The organism is Nocardioides sp. cx-173, from assembly GCF_021117365.1.
GTDB lineage: Bacteria > Actinomycetota > Actinomycetes > Propionibacteriales > Nocardioidaceae > Nocardioides.
On the sequence record NZ_CP088262.1, the window covers coordinates 867,789 to 889,744 of the forward strand.

The following is a 21,956-nucleotide window of genomic DNA, read 5'->3' on the forward strand; positions in this document are numbered from 1 at the left end:
GCACGTCGTAGAGTGGCGCGATGGCCAGGTTCGTCGACATCCACCCCGACAACCCGCAGCCTCGCCTGCTCCAGCAGGTGGTGGACGCCCTGCGCGACGACGCCCTGATCGCCTACCCGACGGACTCCGGCTACGCCCTCGGGTCCCGCGTCGGCAACCGCGACGGTCGCGACCGGATCCTGCGGATCCGCGGGCTCGACGACCGGCACCACTTCACCCTGGTGTGCAAGGACTTCTCGCAGCTCGGACAGCTGGTCCATGTGGACAACTCGGCGTTCCGCGCGATCCGGGCCGCGACCCCCGGCCCCTACACGTTCATCCTGCCGGCGATGCCCGAGGTGCCACGCCGGCTGATGCATCCCAAGAAGCGGACCGTGGGCGTGCGCATCCCGGACCACAAGGTCGCCCAGGCCCTCCTCGAGCTGCTGGGCGAGCCGCTGCTCAGCAGCACGCTGATCCTCCCGGGTGAGACCGAGGCCCGCACCATGGGCTGGGAGATCAAGGAGGAGCTCGACCACGAGGTCGACCTGGTCATCGAGGCCGGCGAGACCACCTCGGAGCCGACGACCGTCGTCGACTGGTCCTCCGGCGCCCCCGAGGTCGTACGCCGCGGCGCGGGCGATCCGGACCGCTTCGCCTGAGGCTCGCGCGGCTCAGCGGGCCGGCGTACGCCGGGTGTCCGGGACGGCCGACACCGCGCGCTGCCGGACGAAGAGCACCGCGAGACAGAGCAGGTAGCCGACCACGAGCGCCACGCTGTGCTGCGACATGCCGGTGATGACGGCCTGGACGGTGCCGTCCTCGGGGTGGCCGAGCACGCCGGGCCGGCTGACCGCGACGAGCACGAAGACCCCGACCAGCAGCAGCGGCGGCATCACCCCGACCGTGAAGAAGTCGGCGGGACGGACGCTGAGCGCGAGCGCGACGCACAGCGCCACGAACGTCAGGTCGAAGAGCAGCCCGACGTCGTCGGTGAGCCAGAGGTCGAGCACGGCGACGGTGAGAGAGGCGGCCGCGCCGAGCGCGGCGACCTCCCGGCCCGGCTGTCGCCCCTCTTCCCAGAGCCTCCGGGCGTGCGTCACGAGACTCTCGCCGCTGCGGTCACAGCGCCACCGTATGGTCCCGATCCGGCTCATCCGGGGCGGCGCGCCGGGCGACCGCGCGGAGCTCGACCGCCCTCGGGGCCGGCAGCTCGTCGTCGGTGACCGAGAGGTCGGTGAACCGGCGCGCCGCCACCAGCACCCGTGACTCCAGCGACCCGACCGCCTGGTTGTAGTGGCCGACGGCCGCGTTGAGGGAGCGGCCGACGGCGTCGACGTGGGCGCCGAGGGTGCCCAGGCGGGCGTGCAGGTCGCGACCGAGGCGGTGGATCTCGCGGGCCTGGTCGGCCAGCGCCTCGTGGCTCCACCCGTGGGCGACGGTGCGCAGCAGCGCGATCAGGGTGGTGGGCGTGGCCAGCACGACCTGCCGCGCGGCGGCGTAGTCGATGAGGTCGCCGTCGCTCTCCAGCGCGGCGGCGAGGAACGACTCGGCCGGCATGAACAGCACCACGAACTCCGGGCTCTCCTCCAGGGAGCGCCAGTAGGCCTTGCCGGCGAGCGTGTCGACGTGGGCGCGCACCTGGCGGGCGTGCCGGGCGAGGTGGCCCTCGCGCTCGTCGTCGTCATCGGTCGTCGTGGCATCGAGGTAGGCGTCCAGCGGCACCTTGGCGTCGACCACGAGCCGTCGGTCGCCGACCAGGTGCACCACCAGGTCGGGACGTCGCGCGCCGTCGTCGAGGCGCACCTGCTCGGAGAAGTCGCAGCGGTCGACCAGCCCGGCCAGCTCGACCGCGCGCCGCAGGTGCAGCTCGCCCCAGCGTCCCCGCACCTGCGGCTTGCGCAGCGCCGTCGACAGTGACTGGGTCTCGCGGCGCAGGAGGTCGTTGGACTGGCGCATGTCGAGCACCTGCTGGTGCAGCTGGCTCTGCCACGCCACCCGGTTGTGCTCCAGGTCGCGCATCTGGTCCTGCAGGCGCTCCAGGCCCTCCTTGACGACGGCCTGGTCGGCGGCGCGCTGGTCGAGCGCGGCCACCGTCCGATCCTCGTACGGCGCACGGTCGCGGCCGCGCAGCAGCCCGGCGGCGTAGCCCAGCCCGGCGCCCGCGGCGAGGCAGACGAGCAGCGCGAGCAGTGTGGTCAGGTCCATGGCAGCAGCATGGACCCGACCACCGACAGCCGCCGCCGGACGCGCCTCAGTCGAGCTCCACGACCACCGGCGCGTGGTCGGAGGCGCCCTGGCCGGCGCGCTCCTCGCGGTCGATGAAGGCGCCGGTGACGCGCTCGGCGAACGGTGCCGAGCCGAGCACGAAGTCGATGCGCAGGCCGCGGTTGCGCTCGTAGCGCTGGCGGTAGTAGTCCCAGTAGGTGTAGACCTCCGGGCCCGGCGCGTGCGGGCGCACGACGTCGACGTACCCGTCGTCGAGGAAGGCCTGGAAGGCCGCGCGCTCGCGGGGCGTCACGTGCGTGGACGCGGCGAACTGCCTCATGTCGAAGACGTCCTCGTCCAGCGGCGCGATGTTCCAGTCGCCCATGAGCGCCGTGGGCTCCTGGCGCCACCCCAGCGCGGCGTCGCGCAGTGCCGCCAGCCACTCGAGCTTGTAGAGGTAGTGCGGGTCGTCGACCTTGCGGCCGTTGGGGACGTAGAGCGACCACACCCGCACCCCGCCGCAGGTGGCGCCGATCGCCCGCGCCTCGGAGGTCAGCGGATCGCCGAACCCCGGCATCCCGTCGAAGCCGACCTGGACGTCCTCGAGGCCGACGCGGCTGATGATCGCGACGCCGTTCCACTGGTTGTAGCCGGCCGTCGCGATCTCGTAGCCCATGGACTGCAGCCCCATCAGCGGCAGCTGGTCCTCGCGCGCCTTGGTCTCCTGCAGGGCCAGGACGTCGAGGTCGTGGCGCTCCAGGAGCCGCTCGACCCGGTCGATGCGGGAGCGGAGGGAGTTGACGTTCCAGGTGGCGAGGCGCACCCGCTCAGCCTAGGAGTGCCCGCAGCCGCTCCAGCAGGCGGTCGACGTCGTCGGGCGAGGAGTACGCCGCCAGCCCGACGCGCACGCCGCCCTCGTCGCCCAGCCCGGCGTGCCGGGACGCCTCGATCGCGTAGAAGTGCCCCGACGGCGCGTTGATGCCGACGGCGCCGAGGTGCTCGTGCACCTCGCGCGGCGAGCGGCCGGCGACGGTGAACAGCACCGTCGGGGTGCGGCTCGCCGGGCGCCCGTGGACCGTCACGCCGTCGATCGCCGCCATCCGCTCGAGCAGACGCCACATCAGGCCGGCCTCGTGCCCCGCAACCGCGCTCATGGAGGCCAGCACCCGCCGGCGTCGCGTGCCCTCGCCCGGCACGAGCGAGGCGATGAAGTCGACCGCCGCGGTGACGCCCGCCAGCAGCTCGTAGGGCAGCGTGCCGAGCTCGAACCGCTCCGGCACCGCGTCGCTCGACGGCAGCAGCTTGTCGGGCCGCAGCCCTTCCAGCAGCGCCGGCTCGGCGACGAGCGCGCCCAGGTGCGGGCCGAAGAACTTGTACGGCGACACCGCCAGCAGGTCGGCCCCCAGCGCGGCGAGGTCGACCGGCGAGTGCGGCGCGAGGTGCACCGCGTCGACGTACACGAGCGCTCCCGCCTCGTGCGCCTGCGCCGCGGTCGCCGCCACGTCGGGACGGGTGCCGAACAGGTTGGACGCCGCGGTCACCGCCACGAGGCGGGTGCGCTCGGACAGCAGCGGCCCGAGGTCGTCGAGCTCGGCGGTGACCGGGTCGAAGCCCAGCCAGCGCACCGTCGCGCCCGCGCGCTCGGCCGCGAGCACCCAGGGCCTGATGTTGGCGTCGTGGTCCAGCCGCGTCACCACGACCTCGTCACCCGGGCCCCACCCGCTCGACAGCGTGCGCGAGAGGTCGAACGTCAGCTGGGTCATCGAGCGTCCGAACACCACCCCACGCGGGTCGCCGCCCACGAGGTCGGCGATCGCCCGGCGTGCCTCGAGCACCACCTCCTCAGTACGGCGCTCGGTCGCCGACGCCGTACCTCGCTGGCACAGGCCCGAGGTCATCGCCTCGGCCACCGCCGCCGCCACCGTCGAGGGGACCTGAGCGCCGCCGGGGCCGTCGAAGTGGGTGACCCCCAGGGCCAGCGAGGGGAAGGCGGCGCGGATGCGTTCGAGATCGAGGTCGCTCACCGCTCGACCCTAGGACGCCTCCGCGCTGATTGGGAGCGCGGTCGCGCGCGCTCGTAGACTCGCCGCTCGTGGCACTCACCATCGGCATCGTCGGTCTCCCCAACGCGGGCAAGTCAACGCTCTTCAACGCGCTCACCAAGAACGACGTCCTCGCGGCGAACTACCCGTTCGCGACGATCGAGCCCAACGTCGGCGTCGTGGCGGTGCCCGACGACCGGCTGCCGCGGCTGGCCGAGGTCTTCGGCTCCGCGAAGATCCTGCCCGCCACGGTGGAGTTCGTGGACATCGCCGGCATCGTCAAGGGCGCCTCGGAGGGCGAGGGCCTGGGCAACAAGTTCCTCTCCCACATCCGCGAGGCGTCCGCGATCTGCCAGGTGACCCGCGTCTTCCGCGACGAGGACGTCACCCACGTCGACGGCGAGGTCAACCCCGCCAACGACATCTCCACCATCCAGACCGAGCTGATCCTCGCCGACCTGCAGACGGTCGAGAAGGCGATCCCGCGCCTGGAGAAGGAGGCCCGCGGCAACAAGGCCGTCGTGGCCAACCTCGAGGCCGCCAAGGAGGCCCTCGGCCACCTCGAGGCCGGTACGCCGATCAGCTCGACGTCGGTCGACCGCAGCCTGGTCCGCGAGCTCTCCCTGCTCACCGCCAAGCCCTTCATCTACGTCTTCAACTGTGACGCCGACGAGCTCGCCGACGAGGCGCTCAAGGACCGCATGCGCGCCCTCATCGCGCCGGCCGAGGCGATCTTCCTGGACGCCAAGTTCGAGTCCGAGCTCGTCGAGCTCGGCGACGACGAGGAGGCCCGCGCGATGCTCGCCGAGATGGGCGTCGAGGAGCCCGGCCTGGACACCCTGGCCCGCGTCGGCTTCGACACCCTCGGCCTGCAGACCTACCTCACCGCCGGCCCCAAGGAGACCCGCGCCTGGACGATCCCGAAGGGCGCCACCGCCCCCGAGGCCGCCGGCGTCATCCACACCGACTTCCAGCGCGGCTTCATCAAGGCCGAGATCGTCTCCTTCGACGACCTGATGGCCGCCGGCTCCATGCAGAAGGCCAAGGAGGCCGGCAAGGTCCGCATGGAGGGCAAGGACTACGTGATGGCCGACGGCGACGTCGTGGAGTTCAGGTTCAATGTCTAGTTGCGGTCCAACCGGAGGGCTCTTCGCGGGCTGAGTGCTGAGGCGTAGCCTCCTCGCATGACCGAGCTACGAGACTGGCGTCAGGAGCGCATCCAATCCGCGATCGATGGGCGGAATCCGACAGTGCTCGCGGAGTTGTCTGCCGCTTACGCGGTCATCGGCGATGTCCAGTTCCTTCCCGGCTACGCACTCGCCCTGACCAAGACTCCGGGTGTCGACCGGCTGTCCGATCTGCCGCGTGCTGAGCGTTTGCGCTACCTCGCCGATGTCGACCTCCTCGCCGACGCGGTCGAGACCGTGTGTCGTCGGTTGGACCCGGCCTTTCGGCGGCTCAACGTCGAGATCCTCGGGAACACCGACGCCTTTCTGCATTGCCACATCTGGCCTCGTTACGAGTGGGAGTCGCCCGACATCGTCGGTCGGCCAGTCTGGCTGTACGACGCCAGCAACTGGCGCGACCCCGCGACCGCGTTGGGTCCCGCTCACGACGAGTTGAGGGCGGCGTTGGCCGCAGGGGTTGTTTCGCGACGCGACTCGGTGGAGTTCCGCTTCAACGTGTGAATCTGCGCGTGTGCGCAGTCAGAGGGCTCAGTCGTCCGCGCGGCTTCGTTCCTCCCAGCCGTCGGGGCTCGGAGTAACCTGACGTCATGTCGATGAGCGAATCGGAGTTCTACGAGGCGGGGATGTCCCTTCCTCCTGACGTGCGCAAGCACGTCGCTCTCCGATTGCTCGAATCGGTCGACCCGCAGGAGGCGTTCGACCTTGCCTCGGATTCGTGGCTGCGCACCGAGGCTGCCGCCGCTTACGACGCTCTGAAGGCCGACCCATCCCAGGCGATCCCGGCTGAGAGCGTCCGCGCCGGCTTCGACGCCAAGTGGGCCGCCCGTCCATGACGGGCCGGATCAACTACGCCCCTCAGGCCCAGCAGTAACTGCACGCTCTCGACGACTGGATCACCGAGACGGCGTCTCGGGATGTCGCGCAGCGCTTCGTCTCGACGATCCTCGATGGCATCGACGGCATCCTCGTCTTCCCTCGGGCTGGTCGGACGCGCGACGACATCCGACCGGGAATGCGGACGACCACCTTCAAAAGCGATCGCTGATCGCCTACGAGGTCGACGAGTCCTCCGGGGAGCTCGTGGTGAACGTCCTCGGCGTGTTCCACGGCGGCCAGGACTGGGAAGCCGCCCTCAGCGACGAATGACCCGCGACGGCCGCTGGCTTTCGACCAGTTGGCGAGGGTGTCCGACCGTCCAGGGCCGCAAACAATCCCCAAGAAGTCCGGCCGTGACCAATTCCCGCCGACGTCTGAGGGCGCTCCTAGCTGATGCCCGGCGGCATCGTCCCCAGCGGTTTGACGCCGGGAGGCAGTTGGGTGTCGTCGATGTTGCCCTCGAAGTAGAACTGCCCCTGCCGGCCGAAGTAGGAGAGGTTCCAGTGGATCTGGTGGCGCTGGACGCGGACCCGCTCGGTCCGTCCCGGCTTCACCAGGAACCGACCGTCGCGCGGCGCCTCGTCGTTGCCCTCGCCGTAGTCGAACCAGAACGGGACGTCGCCGGGGTTGGTGATGCTGAGCACCCCCGGCCCGACGACCTCCACCTCGACGTCGGGTGTGGCGCGCACCACGATGGCGACCTCGCCCGAGTCCCTCTCCTCGCCGGAGCAGAGCGTGTAGCCCAGGACGTACCGGCCGGGGTCGAGGGTGGCGTTCGCGTCCACGTCTATCGTCCCGGTGGCGTCGTAGAACTCGATGGAGAGCCCGGCGGCGTCGGGGTCCTCGACGTCGCAGATCCGGCCCGCGGAGGGATCGATGTGGTCGTTGTCCATCGGCCGGATGCTTTCGGAGAACCCGGCGTAGACGCCCACCACGTCATCGGCCACGAGGTCGGGGCCGGCGTCACGGGTCAGCACGACGACCCCGGCCACCGTGACCGCGGCCAGCACCGCTGCGAGGGCGAGCACCGGGGCGCGACGCGTCACCGGTCCTCCTGGGCCAGCGCGGCCGGCCGGGTCCGCCGTTCTCCGGCACTCGAGGGCGCGCCGGGCCCGGCGCGGACGTGGCGACGGCTCATGGGGGTCCTCCTACCCCGGCGCAGACCCGCCAACCGCCCCGGGTCCCGGTCCTCCGTGCGTGCGAGCTCGGGGGTGGAGTCCGCAGCCGGTCAGAAGGCGACGTTCTAGGTCGACCTGTGTGCCGCGGGTGCGGTCTCCGGGCTGACCGCCCGCGTCGCCCAGGCACGGGCTCCGCTGCGGTGGAGCAGCCAGCCGACGAGGACCAGAAGGGCGCCGGAGGCCAGGAAGCCCAGGTCCCATGACAGTGGTGCCCCGAGGTCGTCGCGGACATGGTGGACGCCCAGGATCTGGTGGTTCACCAGGCCCTCTGCCAGGTTGAACAGGCCCCATCCCGCCAGCATCAGGCCGAGGTGGAAGCGCCAGGTGGGGGCCAGGCGCCCGCGCTGCCACGTGGAGATGGCCAGGACCGTGGCGGCGAGCAGGCACACCCAGGTGGCCACGTGGAACAGGCCGTCGGCCAGCGTGTTGGCCTCCAGGCCCGCGACCGTCGTGGTCGGGTACTCAGCGACGTCGCTGACCATGTGGTGCCACTGGAGGATCTGGTGGAGCACGATGCCGTCGACGAACCCGCCGAAGCCGATGCCGTAGAGCAGTCCGAAGGCCCTCGGAGGTGGCGGGGGAGTGGCGTTCTCGGTCACAAGCGGCGGTACCCAGGCCCCGTCCGGTCATGCGCCGGGGAGGCTCGGCCCGGCTGCGGCGCCACTGGCACAATTGCCTCGCCTTTCGGGGCATAACTCGGGACCGCAGGCGGTTGAGGCGGGACCGGGCGATCCCCGGACCCACCTCCGTGCGAAAGAGCCACCATGACGACCACCACCGCCACTGCCAGCACCGAGATCCTCACCGATCGCCTCGCCGCCCTTCGTGAGGAGCGCGACCAGGTACGGGCCGAGAGCCTCATCGTCGCCACCGGGGACGCCGCCGACCGCGCCACCAACGTGGAGGCCACGATCCGCCTCCAGCTCCTCGACGAGCGGATCGCCGCGGTGGAGAAGGAGATCGAGGAGAGCCGGCGCCGCCGGCCCACCGACGGCGTCGTGTCCGTGGGCGACGTCGTCACCCTGGACCTGGGCGACGGCCCGGAGAAGTACCTGATCGGCTCGGTCGAGACCGCCTCCGCCGGTGTGGACGTGGTCACCCCGTCGAGCCCGCTCGGCCGCGCGATCGTCGGGACGCGGGTCGGCGAGACGGTCACCTACAAGCCCCGAGGCAGCGTCACGCTGGAGGCGAAGGTCCTCGGGGTCTGAGTCCGGGGTCACGGCCCGCCGAGGACTGATCGGCCGCCGACCTGGGTAGAGGGCCGTCATGGACTCTCCAGGAGACGCCCCGCCCCCGGAGCCCATCGGGGGGCGCTACCGCGTGGAGCGGGAGGTGGGCCGCGGCGGCATGGGCAGCGTGTGGCTCGCCTACGACGAGCGGCTCGGGCGACAGGTCGCGGTCAAGCGGGTCGGCCGTCTGCCCGGAGAGTCGCTGCCCCACCTGGCCCGCGCGATGCGTGAGGCCCGCTCGTCCGCCGCCCTCAACCACCCCCACGTCGTCTCGGTCTACGACGCGGTCGAGGAGGGCGAGCACCTCTGGCTGGTGATGGAGTACGTCCCCGGGCGCACCCTGGCCGAGATCGTCGCCGCCGAGGGGCCCCTGCCGGCCGAGCGGGTGGCCGCTATCGGCGCCCAGGTGGCCGAAGGGCTGGCCGCGGCACACGCGGCGGGCACCGTCCACCGCGACGTCAAGCCGGGCAACGTGCTGGTCGGCGACGACGGCGTCGCCAAGATCAGCGACTTCGGCATCGCCCGCAGCCAGGGGGACGACAAGCTCACCCAGACCGGGCTGATGACCGGCACGCCGGCGTACTTCGCCCCGGAGCTGGCCCGGGGCGGCGACGCGACGCCCGCCTCGGATGTGTGGGGGCTCGGGGCCACGCTGTACGCCGCCGTCGAGGGACACTCGCCCTACCCCTCGCAGGAGAACCCGCTCGCCCTGATGGCGCGGATCGCCCACGAGGAGCCGCCCGCCCCGCAGAGCGCCGGCCCCCTGCGGACGCCGATCGCCCGGATGATGGACCCCGATCCCGAACGCCGTCCGACCATGGCCGAGTGCGCCCAGGTGCTTCGCCGTGCGTCGTCCGGGCCGACGACGACCGCCGCGCGCACGCCCGCCCCGCCTCCGGACACGACGCCCGAGGAGCCGGTGGTCGCTCCCGCGCCCCCGGTCGACGAGCCGCACCGCCGGCGAAGCCCGCTGATCGTCGCCGGCCTGGTCGCCCTGGTGCTGATCGTCGGTGGCGCTGCGTTCCTGCTGCTGCAGGGCGACGGCGACGACCCGTCCGCCGACCCCGACGAGCCCAGGTCGGCTGCGCCGTCGGAGAGCGGCGGCGCTCAGACGCCGGAGGCGTCCGACGACCCGCCGAGCAGCGCCGGCACCCCCGAGTCGACCGAGGAGACGTCCCAGGCGCCGCCACCTCCGGCCTCCTCCGATGCCGAGGCGTTCGCCCAGGACTACTACGCGGCCCTGCCCGGCGAAACCGACCGCGCGTGGCAGCTGCTCGCCCCGTCGTTCCAGAGCGAGGTGGGCCGCGACTCCTTCGAGGGGTTCTGGGGCGGCGTCGACGACGTCGTGGTCGAGGGCACCGAGGAGTCCGAGCCCGGCACCGTCGACGTCACGCTCTCCTACACGACCGGAGGCGTGGTCAAGACCGAGGTGCGCCGGCTCTACCTCGAGCAGACGGGCGACGGCCTGCTGATCGCCGACGACGAGATCATCGGCTGAGCGGCGCTCACGGCGGCGCGACCCAGCCGCCAGGTCGAGCGTGAGCGGCCCTAGGCTCTCCCGCATGCCATCGGTGTTCGACAAGACGACCGCGGTGACCCCCGAGGGCGACGGGCGCTACGCCGCGGAGCTCGACCCCGGCTGGCAGGTCGGCGGCGCGGTCAACGGCGGCTACCTGCTCGGTGTGGTGGGCAACGCCATCCGCGCGGCGCTGCCCGACAAGCCGGACCCGCTGGTCCTGAGCGCCTACTTCCTGAGCGCCGCGGCCCCCGGCCCGGCCACCGTCGACGTCGACGTACGGCGCTCCGGTGGCAGCACCTCGACCGTCGCCGCCGACCTGCGCCAGGACGGCCACGACCGGATCACCGTGCTGGCGACGTACGGCGACCTCGGGCGCCACGGGCACGACGTCCGCACCACCGCCCGGCCCTTCGACCTGCCGCCGGTCGAGGACTGCGTGCCGAGCTCGATGGCGCCGGAGGAGATCCGCCGGATCGCGCCGCTCATGGGCCGCTTCGATATGCGCTTCCACCCCGACCAGGTCGGCTGGGCGGTGGGCAAGCCCAGCGGGCAGGCCGTGATGAGCGCCTGGTTCAAGCTCGAGGACGGCCGGGAGCCCGACCCGCTGTCGCTGCTGATGGTGCTCGACGCGCTGCCGCCGGTGACGTTCAACATCGCCGGGCCGGGGTGGGCGCCGACGCTGGAGCTGACCGCGCACGTGCGGGCCAGGCCGGCGCCGGGATGGCTGCGGGTGCGCCACGAGAGCCGCAACGTGGCCGGGGGGATGTTCGAGGAGGACTGCGAGGTCTGGGACGCCGCGGGCCGCCTGGTCGCGCAGAGCCGCCAGCTCGCGTTGCTCCCGCGCGTCTGACTCCCAGGGAGCGACGAAGTCGCTGCCCTCAGTCGAACCACGACCTCCGCATGGAGAAGATCCAGCGCCGACGCGGGTGCTCGGTGACCGACCACAGCAGGTCCGTCTCGGGCCAGTAGGCGAGGTCCTCCGGGCCCATGGGCGTGGCCAGCCGCCGCTCGCGCCACCGCCCGGGGCTGCCGGTGAACACCGACCCGAACCAGTACGGCGTGCGCGACACCGTGACGTGGTAGCGGCCGCGGGCCACGACGGCGCCCTGCATGTGTCCCACACCCTCCTCCATGCCGCTCGGGAGGGAGCGGCCGTCGTCGCCGGTCTCCAGGAGCGTGGTCTCCGGGTCGGTGGGGAACCGCGCCAGGCGTCGGGTGCGCCCCCGCGTGGCGTACTCGCCGGCCACCAGCGCCGGCGGCGAGGAGCCCCGGTCCAGCGACAGGAAGGAGTAGCGCAGGCGCTCCTGGTCCTCCTCGGCGTGGGCGCGGTAGGAGAACCGGACCGGGAGCACGTAGCGGTAGCCGTAGGACGCCACGCGGTCGCCCTCGACGCCGATCGCGCCGCGCTCGCCCGCGACCGCGTCGGGCACCCGCATCAGGTCGCTCATGCGGCAGGTCATGAAGCCCTTGGCCGTGGCGGCGACGTGCAGGTGGTCGCCGAACCACACGATGCCGCCGGCGTGCACCCGCAGCGGCGAGAGCCCCAGGACCCCGTCCTTCATCGTCGGCACCACGAGCAGGACGTGCCGGTAGCGGCGGCTGTCCAGGTCGAACAGCGTGACCCGGGCGCCCTGGCGGCCGGGAGGGTCGCCGGGCAGCTGCTTGGCGTACCAGGCGACGACGACGAGCCGGCGGCCCTCGACCCGGCCGGTGTCGGAGGCGTCGGCCGACGTGGTCACGCCCTGCGGCCACCAGCGCGGGTCGCGCCGGTCGCGGGCGTCGAAGGTGAAGGCCTCGTGCACCGCGCGCCCGGGAGCCCAGGTGCGCCGTCCCTGCCGGTCGAGGTCGGACAGGACGCCGCCGAGGGGCACGCGGCCGCCCAGCAGCCGCGCGAGCGCGTCGATCTCGGCGACGTTCTCGTCGGTCCGCGTCAGGTGGACGCCCTCACCGGTCATGGGCCGACGGTACCCAGGGGTGCGGGGCCTAGGCTCGGGTGCGTGAAGCAGGTCGTCGGAGCCGCCCTCGTGCGCCACGCACGGGTGCTCGCCGCACGCCGTACGACGCCGCCCGAGGCCGCGGGCCGCTGGGAGCTGCCCGGCGGGAAGGTCGAGGACGGCGAGCTGCCCGGGGACGCGCTGGTGCGCGAGGTCGCCGAGGAGCTCGGCTGCACCGTCGAGGTCACCGACTGGCTGAGCGGCCGGGTGCCGATCGGCGACAGCCACGAGCTCAGCGTCGCGCTGGTGCGGCTGGTCGCGGGGGAGCCGGAGCCCACCGAGCACGACGAGGTCCGCTGGCTGACGCGTGACCAGCTCGCGGACGTCGACTGGCTCGAGCCGGACCGGCCGTTCCTCTCCGAGCTGGCCGCCCGCCTGGGGGCGCCGGCGCCCCTGCTGCGCGCGGTCTTCTTCGAGGAGGACCACGCGCGCAGCGCCGCCCGCCGCCTCGCGCGCGACGGCTACGAGGCCGGCGTCGTACGCGAGCGACTGCAGGGCGAGGACGACGACGAGGACCACCCGTGGGCGGTCGTCAGCGACGCCCCGGCGTTCGTCGTCGAGCTGCTCGTCGACGAGTACGACGGCTGGCTGGACGCGGACTCACCCGCGCCGGAGGCCGCGGCCGAGCCGGTCGAGCTGCCGACGCAGCCCAAGCGGCGGTTTCGCGACGCCCCGTAGCTACGGGGCGCAGAGGGTGAAGCCGTCGCCGGCCAGAGCCGCCCGGGCGGCCCAGTCGATCCCCTCATCGAACGCGTGGTCGACCCGCACCAGCGAGTCGTCGGCCTCGACGCTCCAGTCGGCGATGTCGTCGATCGGCTGCTGGGTGCGCAGCAGCCTCCCTCCGTCCTCGAGCCACGCCTCGCGCGCGCTGGCGTCGGCTTCGGCCGTGTCGGCGTCGGCGAAGCCGAGCACGGTCGTCGTCTCGGCGTCGTCGCCGTGGACGAAGAAGGCCGTCGCGTCCGGTCGCCGCAGGTCCTCGAGCCCCGCCTCGGAGATCATCGGCTCCGCCTGACCCGAGTCGTCCTCGCCCGTGGCGCCGCCGAGCGCGGCGGCACAGTCGAGGTCGCGCTGCAGGTGGGCGAACTCGGGGTCGTCGACGACCCCCACGACCTCCTCGAAGTCCTGGGCGTCGACCAGCGAGTCCTCGTCGTCCGTCACGACGTCGAGCAGGGCCTCGGGGTCCGCGCCGGCGAGGATCAGGTGCTCGTCCGGCACGAGGACCACCTGGCTCATGACCCCGACCGGGTAACGACCGCCCACCAGCTGCGTGTCTGGGTCCGCAGAGCCGAGGTCGGTGGTGAACGCCCGCTCGCCGCCGATCTCGGACTCCTCGTAGCCGGCATCGACGAGGTCGTCGCCGACGTCGTCGAGGTCGAGGTCGTCGTCGATCTTCCAGGCCGTCCACGGCCCGCTGTCGGCGCCGGAGGCGACGACCTCCCACTGGACGTCGAGATCGGTGAACGCCGCCTCCTGCATGATTCCCAGGTACCGGGTGAGGCTCGTGGACGCCGCCGCCGTCGCGGCCTCGAGGTACCGCCGGAGCTCCTCGTCGTCGGCGCCGGTCTCGACGTCGTCGACGCCCTCCCGCTCGGCGAACGCGGCGCGACCGACGTAGGTGACGGTGGTGGCGTCGGCCGGGATCACCTCGAGGGCCTCGTCGAGGTCGGAGCCGGGCAGCAGCCCGCATCCGGCCAGGGAGCAGACGGTGACCAGGGCGAGGGCTGACAGGGGGCGACGGCGCATGGGGGACATCATTACGCTTCGGGACATGACTGAAACCCCGCGCCACCGGATGCTGCTGGTCCACGCCCATCCCGACGACGAGTCCATCGGTCAGGGCGCCACGATGGCCAAGTACGTCGCCGAGGGCCGCGGGGTGACGCTGGTGACCTGCACGGGTGGCGAGATGGGCGAGATCCTGGTGCCGGAGCTGGAGCACTTGGCCGCCGACCGCGACGACCTGCTCGGCGAGCACCGCCGGGGCGAGCTCGCCGACGCCATGGCGGCGCTGGGCGTGACCGACCACCGCTACCTCGGGGGGTTCGGCACCTACCGTGACTCCGGCATGAAGTGGCACGAGGACGGCCACGCGGTGCCCGCCGACGACGTGCACGAGAGCGCGTTCTGGAACGCCGACCTCACCGAGGCGGCCACGCATCTGGTCGAGGTGATCCGCGAGGTGCGCCCGCAGGTGCTGGTCACCTACGACGAGTTCGGCGGCTACGGTCACCCCGACCACATCCAGGCCCACCGGGTCGCGATGTACGGCGCGGCGCTCGCGGCCGTGCCGTCGTACCGTCGGGACCTCGGCGAGGCCTGGGACATCGCGAAGATCTACTGGGGCGCGATGTCGGAGACCCGCATGCGCGAGGGGCTGCGCGTCCTGCGGGAGTCGGGGGACACCACGACCTTTGAGGGCATGGACCCCGACGGCCCGCTGCCGCCGTTCGTCACCAGCGACGAGAACCTCGCCGCCGCCGTCGACGCACAGGACTACCACGAGCAGAAGATGCGGGCCCTGGCCGCGCATAAGACCCAGATCACCACCGACGGGCCGTTCTTCGCGCTGTCCAACAACGTCGGGTCGCCCGCCTGGGGGATCGAGTACTTCCGCATCGCCAAGGGCGTTCAGGGCGAGGTCGGCGAGGACGGGCTCGAGACCGACCTCTTCGCCGGCGTCTGACGCGTGCGGGCCCTGGCGGCGGTCGGCCTGCTCGTCGCGGGCGCGGCCACGGCGGTGGCGTCGGTCGCCCTGCACCAGGCCTGGTGGGGGCTGCTCCTCGCCGTCCTGGCCACCACCGCCGCGCTGCTGGCGCTGCCCGCGGGCTGGTGGTCGCGGACGGCGTACGGCGTCGGCTGGGCGGCCATGGCCGGCTACCTCTCGGTGCCGCGGGACCGCGGCGGCTACCTCATCTCGTCGGACGTCAACGGCTACCTGCTGCTGGCCCTGGGGTTGCTGGTGACGGTGGTGTCGGTGGCGACGCTGCCGCGGCCGGCGCGCGCAGATGCCGGTCAGGGCCCGCCTGCTTCGTAGGATGCGTTCGTGACCCTGTGGGACGAGCAGACCGCGACCAAGCAAGAGCCGCGCCGCGAGCGCGAGGGCGGGCGACTGGTCCTGATGCTCGTGGTGGGCCTCGTGCTGCTGCTCGCCGGCGGCTACACCGCGGCGTACCTCGCCGCCGGTGACAAGGTTCCGCGCGGCACGACGGTCGCGGGCATCGACATCGGCGGACGCAGCCAGGACGCCGCGGTCGCTGCGCTCGAGGACGGGCTCGCCGACCGCGACGACGCGCCGCTCAGCGTGCAGGTCGGTGGCCGCACCGAGGTCGTGACGGCGACGGAGGCCGGGCTGTCGGTCGACTACGAGGCGTCGGTCGCCGCCGCGGGCGGCGAGCAGAGCTGGGAGCCCGGGCGGCTCTGGGACTACTTCACCGGTGGCGACGACCTGGACGCGGTGGTCGACGTCGACGAGGCTGCCATGACCGCGCTGGTCGAGCGCCTGGGCGAGGATCTCGGTGCCGAGCCGACCGACGGCGAGGTGCGCTTCCGCAAGGGCGAGATCGTCGTGACCGACCCCGTGGTCGGGGAGGCGATCGACCCCGAGGCCCTGCGCGAGGCGCTGGTTCCGGCCTACCTCTACGGCGACCCGGTGCCCGAGCTCCGCCTGACGCCGGCGCAGCCCGACATCGACGACGCCGACGTGCAGCGGGCCCTGGACGACTTCGCCAACCCGGCCCTCTCCGGCCCGGTCACCCTGGTCTTCGGGGACTCGCCGGTGCGGCTGCAGCCGCGGCAGTTCGGCTCCGTGCTCGGCATGAAGGCTGAGGGGGGTGAGCTCGTGCCGGAGCTCGACACCGACAAGCTGACCCGGCTCGTCTCCAAGGGCATCAGCGAGGACGGCGCCCCCGTCGACGCGAGGTTCGAGGTGGTCGACGGCAAGCCCCGCGTGGTGCCGGCCAAGCCGGGCGTCACCTACGAGCCGGCCGACGTCACCGACGCCTTCCTCGCCCTCGTGGTCAAGCCCGAGGGGGAGCGGGAGATGAAGGTCGAGGCGACGGTCGCCGAGGCCGACTTCACCACCGAGGAGGCGCGCGCGCTCGGGATCAAGAGGCGGGTCTCGACGTTCACGACGTACTTCCCCTACGCGGAGTACCGCAACACCAACATCGGGCGCGCCGCCGAGCTGGTCGACGGCACCCTGCTCCAGCCCGGCGAGACCTTCTCGCTCAACGACACCGTCGGTGAGCGCACCCGGGAGAACGGCTTCACCGAGGGCTTCATCATCAGCAACGGCATCTTCAAGGAGGACCTGGGCGGCGGGGTCTCGCAGATGGCCACCACCGTGTTCAACGCGATGTTCTTCGCCGGGCTCAAGGACATCGAGCACAAGCCCCACTCCTTCTACATCGACCGCTACCCGGTCGGGCGTGAGGCCACCGTCGCCTGGGGTGCGGTCGACCTGCGCTTCCAGAACGACACCGACCACGGCGTCCTGATCAAGGCCGCGCTGAACCCGAGCACCCCGTCGAGCCAGGGCGAGCTCACCGTGTCGATGTACTCGACCAAGACCTGGGACATCACGACCCGGACCAGCGAGCGCTACGCCTACGTCCCGCCCAAGACCCGCACCCTGGACACCCCCGACTGCTACGCCAACACCGGCTACTCCGGCTTCCAGGTCGACGTCTGGCGCTACTTCAAGAAGCCCGGCTCCGACGAGCTCGACCACGAGGAGAAGTTCCACACCGTCTACACCCCCTCCGACACGGTCGTCTGCAAGCCGCCTGCGCCCGAGCCGAAACCGAAGCCCGACCGGTGACGCTGCCGGGTGGATGGATACCCGGCTGACCGGGTATCCCGTCGCTTGTCAGGTGTTGCAACCCCTGACAAGCGACCGGATCGCCCGCGAAGTACGGCGGTCAGGCCGCCCGGCCGGTGGCGAACAGCAGCCTGCGGATCCTCAGGCCGACCTGCTCCGGCCTCGCGAGATCCGACCAGATCAGGCGGATACAACGCCAGCCCGTCAGCTCGCAGATCTCCTGCTCGCGCAGCTTCTCGCGCACGACGGCGTCGGCTGCCGATTCCCCTTCGCGCAGCAGCCGCTGGTACTTGGCGAGGCCGTCGAACTCGAGGAAGACGCCGTACTCCGGCCACGCGAAGTCGACGCGCGCGATCACCCTCCCAGTCCGGTCTCGGACCTCGTACTGCGGGACTGGCATGGGCAGGTGCTGTCTCCAGAGGAGGAACAGGCAACGCACCTCGCCCACGGACTCGCACCGGCGATCGGCCAGACGCAACAACAGGTCCGTGGTCAGGGTGTCGGGCCAGTGGTCCATGGCCGTCCCGCGGTCGGCCGAGAGCGCCCGGTAGCGCGCATCGACACGTTCCAAGGTGGTGAGCCGCTTGTGCAGGAAGTAGTTCCACGCGACCAGGCAGGGCTCGACCCCGACCATGGTCGTCAGCTCGACCATCACCCGCTCGGGGCTGCTCAGCAGGACGCCGTTTCGCTCGACGACGTCGCCGTCCAGCAGCCGCCCGCGATGTTGTCGCACTCCTGCCTCCCGACGTCCGGCCTTCGTGTCGGGGCGCGTCACCTGGACCACGTCGAGAGGCATGCCCCAGGTAGGTGCCTCCCAGTCCGGGAGGGCGGAGACGTGGCTGATCACGAGGTCTGTCTTCGCCTGTCTGACGACCGCCCGCGCTAGCACCGCGTGTCGAGAGTCCGCGTCGAGCAGGTCCCAGGCCCCGGCGTCGAGGTAGGCCCCGCGCCGGACCTTGACCAGCGTGCCGTTGCGCACGAGCCGAGCGATGGCCCGGTCGTTGAGACCCTGCTGCTCGAGCAGCTCCTTGCGCAGGTGGATGCGAGACAGGCGCGGGTGGTCGGGTGGCAGCTCCTTCATACCAAGACGATTCCGCGACCGAAGGCTCTCCACGCCTACGATCTCGAGGCTGTGGATAGGCGCCTCGCCTCGCCGTACTTCGCGCGCGTGTCGGGCACTTGTCAGGGGTTGCAACCCCTGACAAGTGCAGGGATACCCGGCTGACCGGGTATCCATCCCGCGGCCAACGCCGGCTACGACCGCCCCAGGTCGGCACCGAAGCGGGCGAGGACGAGCCGCTCGCAGGACTGTGCGAGCAGGTAGAGCACGACCGAGGCGAGGGTGACGACGACGACGAGCGACCAGAGCTGGTCGTAGCGGTACAGCGCGAGGGCCTGGTTGACGGCCTTGCCGACGCTGTCGGTGGTGGTGAAGTACTCCGCGATGAGCGCCCCGGTGATGGCGCCGGGCACGGAGATCCGGATCGCGGCGAAGATCGACGGCAGCGCGGTGGGGTAGGCGACGCGGAGCAGCACGTCCCACGACGAGCCGCCGTAGACGTGGACGACGTCGCGCATCTGCGGGGTGACCGACCGCAGCCCGAACGCGATGGTCACCAGGGCCGGGAAGAGTACGACGATCCCGCTCATCACGGCCACGCAGAGCAGGCCGTTGCCGAAGATCAGCGTGATGATCGGCGCGAGCGCCACGAGCGGCACCGTGCGCACGAGCATCGCGACCGGCAGGGTGGCGGCCTCGACGCCCTTCGACAGCACCATGCCGGTGGCCAGCGCGGTCGCGGCCAGGAGGCCGGCGACGAAGCCGATCCCGGCGTCGAGCAGGGTCTGCCACAGCGGCCCCAGGACGCCGGCCCGGTTCTCCGCGGCCTCCGGCTCGGTGAACAGGTAGTCGAAGATCTCCCGCGGCTGCCGGACGACCAGCGGCGACACGTCGGCGAGCCGCAGCAGCAGCACCCACAGCCCGACGACCACCACGACCACGAACGCGAGGTTCAGCAGGGGCCGACCCAGGGCCCGTACGACGCTCATCGCGCCACGCCCTTGGACCACGGCGCGACCCAGCGCCCGACCAGCCCGATCAGCGCGTAGGCCAGGCCGGACACGATCGCGCAGCCGATGCCCAGGGACCAGGCCAGCGCGGTCTCGCGGTTGTTCTGGCTGAGGATCAGGGACGGGCCGACGCCGATCTCCAGGTGGCGGTCGAAGTACTCGCCGAGCAGCGCCCCCAGGTACGCCGCCGGCGCGGCGATCTGCAGCGTGGTGAACAGCGCGGGGAGCGCCGAGACCAGCCGCACCCGCCCGAACTGCTGCACCTTGCCGCCGCCGTAGACCGAGACGACGTCGAGCGTCGTCGGGTCCGCGGAGCGGAAGCCCAGCACCGCCCCTACGACGGTCGTGAAGAACACCGAGATCGCGGCCAGGTCGACGGCGGTCTGCGACAGCCCACCCTTCTCGGGGATGTCGTGGATGATGATCAGGATGGGTGCGAGCACCACGATCGGCAGGCAGTAGGTGACCACCGCGAACTGCATGATCACCGGCTCCAGCCGGGGCACCAGCAGCACCAGCATCGCGAGCACCAGCGCGACCCCGACGCCGACGACGTAGCCCTGCCCGGCCTCCTGGAGCGTGACCGAGAAGATCCGCCAGTAGTAGTCGGGGCCGCGCTCGGTGAACACGTCGAGCACAGCGGGCGGGGTCGGGACGTTGTTGTCCCTCAGGAACGTCGCGGCGGACAGCCACCACACGCCGACCGAGACGGCGGCACCCGTCGCGCCCATCGCGAGCGTCCGCGCGCGCTCACCCATCCGAGCCGCTCCCGAAGAGGAGCTCCGAGGCGTGGTCGTGCAGCGCGTGGAACTCCGGGGTCCGCATCATCTCCGGCGTACGCGGCCGCGGCAGGTCCACGTCGATGACCTCCTTGACCCGCCCGGGTCGCGGACTCATCACCGCGACGTGGTCGGAGAGGAAGATCGCCTCGGAGATGCCGTGGGTGACCATCAGCGTGGTGGCCGGCTTCTCGGTCCAGATCCGCAGCAGCTCGAGGTTGAGCCGCTGGCGGGTCATGTCGTCGAGCGCGCCGAAGGGCTCGTCGAGCAGCAACACCGACGGCTTGACCACCAGCGAGCGCGCGATGGAGACCCGCTGCCGCATGCCGCCGGAGAGCTGCGCCGGCTTGGCCTTCTCGAAGCCCTGCAGGCCCACCAGCTCAATCAGCTCGCGCACCAGGGCCTCGTCCGGCTTGGTGCCCGACACCTGGAACGGCAGCCGGATGTTGGACTCGACCGAGCGCCACGGCAGCAGGGCCGAGTCCTGGAAGGCGATCCCGAGCCGGTGGTCGCGGCGCAGCTCGGCGGGGGTCTTGCCGTCGACCAGCGCGGTGCCGCTGGTGGCCTGCTCCAGCCCGGCCAGGACCCGCAGGATCGTCGACTTGCCGCAGCCCGAGGGCCCCAGCAGCGAGAGGAACGTGCCCTTCTCGGTGTGCAGCGTGGCGTCGGAGAGGGCCACGACCTCGCCGCGGCCGACGGAGAAGGTCTTGTTGAGGTCCTGGACGTGCAGGCCGGTGCCGGCGAGCCCCCCGGTGGGGGACTCGCCGACCGGCGTCCTCGTGGTGCTCACATGCCGCCTTCGGTCACGGTTCGGTCACGGACGGGTCACGGTTCGACACGTACGGCCTCACTCGACGAGCTCCGGGTTCTCCTCCAGCACCTCGGCGAGGAGGCTGGTGTCGAAGAGGTCCTCGGCGGTGACGTCGATCTCGGCGGCCTCGAGCGAGGCCAGGTTGGCCTCGATCATCTCGTCGCTGATCGTGAACAGCCCGTTGGCGGCGGTCTCGTCGGTGTTGACCAGCAGCTCGCACTGCTGGTCGGCCTGGGCGATCTCCTTCTCCATCTCCAGGGGCGGGTCGATGTCGGCGCCGTACTTCTCGACGGCCAGCTTGGCGCCCAGCTCGGTGTCGGCGCAGGCGTCCTTCCAGCCCTTGATCTCGGCCTCCAGGAAGCCCTTCACGACGTCGGGCTTGCTCTCGATCATCTCGTCGGTGGTGATGACGCTCTCCGCCACGAACGGCAGGCCGTTGTCGGCGAAGGTGAGGTCGACGGTGTCGAAGCCGTGGCCGGCGACGAGCAGGGACTCGTTGGTGACGTAGGCGACCAGGCCGTCGATCTGGCCGTCCTCGAGGGGTGCGATGTCGAAGCCGTTGGGGACGATCTCGACGTCGTCGGGGTCGATGTCGTTGGCGGCGAGCAGCGCGTTGAACAGGCTGAGGTTCGGGTCCTGGACGCCGATCTTCTTGCCCACCAGGTCCTGCGGCGTCTGGATGTTGCCGCCGTCGGCCAGCGACAGGATGGAGAACGGGTTCTTCTGGAACGTCGTCCCGACGATCTTCAGCGGGAAGTCGGAGTTGGCGATGGCCGCCGCGGTCGAGATCGCGTTGCTGAGGCCGAAGTCGGCCTTGCCCGTGGCGACGAGCTCCTCGGTGCCGACCGGGCCCGCCAGCAGCTCGACGCCGTCGAAGCCGGCCTCGGTGTAGTAGCCCTTGTCGTCGGCGATGAACTCGCCGGCGAACTCGGCGTTCTTGATCCAGGAGAGCTGGACGGTGATGTCGCCCAGGCCGTCGCCGGAGCCGCCCCCGGAACCATCGTCGGCCTTCTCGTCGTCGGAGCCGCACGCGGCGAGGGCGAGGACCGCGGCCGCGGCCACCGCGCCGAGGCGGAGAGCGCGGGTGCGCGCGAAGGACGGCTGGGTCATGTGGGCTCCTGGTGGTCGCATGCGTGTGTCGCCGCCGGTCGCGGCTCCCCCTGACGCACCCGCACCGTAGGAAGGCCGGGTTTCACCGCTCGGCCCGCGACGTTTCGCCGGTGTAAAACGTCCGTTTCAGTCCCGCCGGTCCAGACCGACGGCGT

General features: G+C 71.9%; 24 protein-coding genes. 11 read left to right on the plus strand and 13 right to left on the minus strand.

What is annotated here, in order from left to right; all coding sequences use genetic code 11:
- Positions 1-20: 20 nt before the first annotated feature.
- Positions 21-641 carry an L-threonylcarbamoyladenylate synthase gene (locus LQ940_RS04090; RefSeq protein ID WP_231243296.1) on the plus strand — a complete coding sequence of 207 codons (621 nt, stop codon included), beginning with the start codon at positions 21-23 and terminating at the stop codon, positions 639-641.
- Between the two features lie 12 nt (positions 642-653).
- Here the strand turns inward: LQ940_RS04090 and LQ940_RS04095 are convergent, their stop codons facing one another.
- Genes LQ940_RS04095 through LQ940_RS04110 form a run of 4 tightly spaced genes read right to left on the minus strand, consistent with a single transcriptional unit; the run spans position 654 to position 4,211 of the window.
- A complete protein-coding gene (locus LQ940_RS04095) occupies positions 654-1,082 on the minus strand; it encodes a DUF6542 domain-containing protein (RefSeq protein WP_231243297.1) in 429 nt (142 codons plus the stop codon).
- Positions 1,083-1,101: 19 nt separating this feature from the next.
- Entirely contained in the window at positions 1,102-2,187 is a 1,086-nt protein-coding gene (locus LQ940_RS04100; protein WP_231243298.1) for a DNA recombination protein RmuC, read from the minus strand.
- Between the two features lie 46 nt (positions 2,188-2,233).
- The gene (locus LQ940_RS04105) at positions 2,234-3,010 is read right to left on the minus strand and encodes an exodeoxyribonuclease III (protein ID WP_231243299.1); all 777 of its coding nucleotides are present in this window, start codon (positions 3,008-3,010) and stop codon (positions 2,234-2,236) included.
- Between the two features lie 4 nt (positions 3,011-3,014).
- Positions 3,015-4,211: a cysteine desulfurase-like protein gene (locus LQ940_RS04110; protein ID WP_231243300.1), complete on the minus strand. Its 1,197-nt coding sequence runs from the start codon at positions 4,209-4,211 to the stop codon at positions 3,015-3,017.
- 68 nt (positions 4,212-4,279) lie between these two features.
- Between LQ940_RS04110 and ychF the strand changes: the two genes are divergently transcribed.
- The 3 genes from ychF to LQ940_RS04125 all read left to right on the plus strand — a co-directional run bounded on the left by ychF (position 4,280) and on the right by LQ940_RS04125 (position 6,249).
- Positions 4,280-5,356, plus strand: coding sequence for a redox-regulated ATPase YchF (gene ychF, locus LQ940_RS04115; RefSeq protein ID WP_231243301.1), 1,077 nt, complete (start codon positions 4,280-4,282; stop codon positions 5,354-5,356).
- A gap of 57 nt (positions 5,357-5,413) precedes the next feature.
- Positions 5,414-5,917: an HIT family protein gene (locus LQ940_RS04120; RefSeq protein ID WP_231243302.1), complete on the plus strand. Its 504-nt coding sequence runs from the start codon at positions 5,414-5,416 to the stop codon at positions 5,915-5,917.
- An 86-nt stretch (positions 5,918-6,003) separates the two neighbouring features.
- Complete coding sequence (locus LQ940_RS04125) at positions 6,004-6,249, plus strand: addiction module protein (protein WP_231243303.1); 246 nt, start codon at positions 6,004-6,006, stop codon at positions 6,247-6,249.
- A 429-nt stretch (positions 6,250-6,678) separates the two neighbouring features.
- On the opposite strand, the gene LQ940_RS04130 is transcribed toward LQ940_RS04125, so the two are convergent.
- Positions 6,679-7,338, minus strand: a complete 660-nt coding sequence (locus tag LQ940_RS04130; RefSeq protein ID WP_231243304.1) for a hypothetical protein — start codon at positions 7,336-7,338, stop codon at positions 6,679-6,681.
- A gap of 197 nt (positions 7,339-7,535) precedes the next feature.
- Complete coding sequence (locus tag LQ940_RS04135; RefSeq protein WP_231243305.1) at positions 7,536-8,069, minus strand: DUF2243 domain-containing protein; 534 nt, start codon at positions 8,067-8,069, stop codon at positions 7,536-7,538.
- A 165-nt stretch (positions 8,070-8,234) separates the two neighbouring features.
- Between LQ940_RS04135 and LQ940_RS04140 the strand changes: the two genes are divergently transcribed.
- From LQ940_RS04140 to LQ940_RS04150, 3 genes are all read left to right on the plus strand, one after another.
- Positions 8,235-8,678 (plus strand): GreA/GreB family elongation factor, encoded by a 444-nt coding sequence (locus LQ940_RS04140; RefSeq protein ID WP_231243306.1) that lies wholly within the window; start codon positions 8,235-8,237, stop codon positions 8,676-8,678.
- Positions 8,679-8,736: 58 nt separating this feature from the next.
- Complete coding sequence (locus tag LQ940_RS04145) at positions 8,737-10,197, plus strand: serine/threonine-protein kinase (RefSeq protein WP_231243307.1); 1,461 nt, start codon at positions 8,737-8,739, stop codon at positions 10,195-10,197.
- A gap of 64 nt (positions 10,198-10,261) precedes the next feature.
- Positions 10,262-11,068: a thioesterase family protein gene (locus tag LQ940_RS04150; RefSeq protein ID WP_231243308.1), complete on the plus strand. Its 807-nt coding sequence runs from the start codon at positions 10,262-10,264 to the stop codon at positions 11,066-11,068.
- 28 nt (positions 11,069-11,096) lie between these two features.
- Here the strand turns inward: LQ940_RS04150 and LQ940_RS04155 are convergent, their stop codons facing one another.
- Entirely contained in the window at positions 11,097-12,173 is a 1,077-nt protein-coding gene (locus tag LQ940_RS04155; RefSeq protein ID WP_231243309.1) for a hypothetical protein, read from the minus strand.
- Between the two features lie 42 nt (positions 12,174-12,215).
- On the opposite strand from LQ940_RS04155, the gene LQ940_RS04160 reads away from it, so the two are divergent.
- Positions 12,216-12,890 (plus strand): (deoxy)nucleoside triphosphate pyrophosphohydrolase, encoded by a 675-nt coding sequence (locus LQ940_RS04160; RefSeq protein WP_231243310.1) that lies wholly within the window; start codon positions 12,216-12,218, stop codon positions 12,888-12,890.
- On the opposite strand, the gene LQ940_RS04165 is transcribed toward LQ940_RS04160, so the two are convergent.
- On the minus strand, positions 12,891-13,955 hold the full coding sequence (locus tag LQ940_RS04165) for a hypothetical protein (RefSeq protein ID WP_231243311.1): 1,065 nt from the start codon (positions 13,953-13,955) through the stop codon (positions 12,891-12,893). It abuts the gene before it with no gap.
- A 25-nt stretch (positions 13,956-13,980) separates the two neighbouring features.
- On the opposite strand from LQ940_RS04165, the gene mshB reads away from it, so the two are divergent.
- The 3 genes from mshB to LQ940_RS04180 are packed head-to-tail and all read left to right on the plus strand — an operon-like array spanning position 13,981 to position 17,031.
- Positions 13,981-14,895 carry an N-acetyl-1-D-myo-inositol-2-amino-2-deoxy-alpha-D-glucopyranoside deacetylase gene (mshB, locus tag LQ940_RS04170; protein WP_231243312.1) on the plus strand — a complete coding sequence of 305 codons (915 nt, stop codon included), beginning with the start codon at positions 13,981-13,983 and terminating at the stop codon, positions 14,893-14,895.
- A gap of 3 nt (positions 14,896-14,898) precedes the next feature.
- Positions 14,899-15,246 (plus strand): hypothetical protein, encoded by a 348-nt coding sequence (locus LQ940_RS04175; RefSeq protein WP_231243313.1) that lies wholly within the window; start codon positions 14,899-14,901, stop codon positions 15,244-15,246.
- A 9-nt stretch (positions 15,247-15,255) separates the two neighbouring features.
- Entirely contained in the window at positions 15,256-17,031 is a 1,776-nt protein-coding gene (locus LQ940_RS04180; protein ID WP_231243314.1) for a VanW family protein, read from the plus strand.
- A gap of 100 nt (positions 17,032-17,131) precedes the next feature.
- Here the strand turns inward: LQ940_RS04180 and LQ940_RS04185 are convergent, their stop codons facing one another.
- From LQ940_RS04185 to LQ940_RS04205, 5 genes are all read right to left on the minus strand, one after another.
- On the minus strand, positions 17,132-18,112 hold the full coding sequence (locus tag LQ940_RS04185) for a type IV toxin-antitoxin system AbiEi family antitoxin domain-containing protein (protein ID WP_231243315.1): 981 nt from the start codon (positions 18,110-18,112) through the stop codon (positions 17,132-17,134).
- 173 nt (positions 18,113-18,285) lie between these two features.
- A complete protein-coding gene (locus LQ940_RS04190; protein ID WP_231243316.1) occupies positions 18,286-19,080 on the minus strand; it encodes an ABC transporter permease in 795 nt (264 codons plus the stop codon).
- Positions 19,077-19,859, minus strand: a complete 783-nt coding sequence (locus LQ940_RS04195; RefSeq protein WP_231243317.1) for an ABC transporter permease — start codon at positions 19,857-19,859, stop codon at positions 19,077-19,079. Before LQ940_RS04195 ends, LQ940_RS04190 begins: the two co-directional genes overlap by 4 nt.
- The gene (locus tag LQ940_RS04200) at positions 19,852-20,670 is read right to left on the minus strand and encodes an ABC transporter ATP-binding protein (RefSeq protein ID WP_231243318.1); all 819 of its coding nucleotides are present in this window, start codon (positions 20,668-20,670) and stop codon (positions 19,852-19,854) included. The genes LQ940_RS04195 and LQ940_RS04200 overlap by 8 nt, the downstream gene beginning before the upstream one ends.
- Before the next feature lie 57 nt (positions 20,671-20,727).
- Positions 20,728-21,801 carry an ABC transporter substrate-binding protein gene (locus tag LQ940_RS04205; RefSeq protein WP_231243319.1) on the minus strand — a complete coding sequence of 358 codons (1,074 nt, stop codon included), beginning with the start codon at positions 21,799-21,801 and terminating at the stop codon, positions 20,728-20,730.
- Positions 21,802-21,956: the final 155 nt, after the last annotated feature.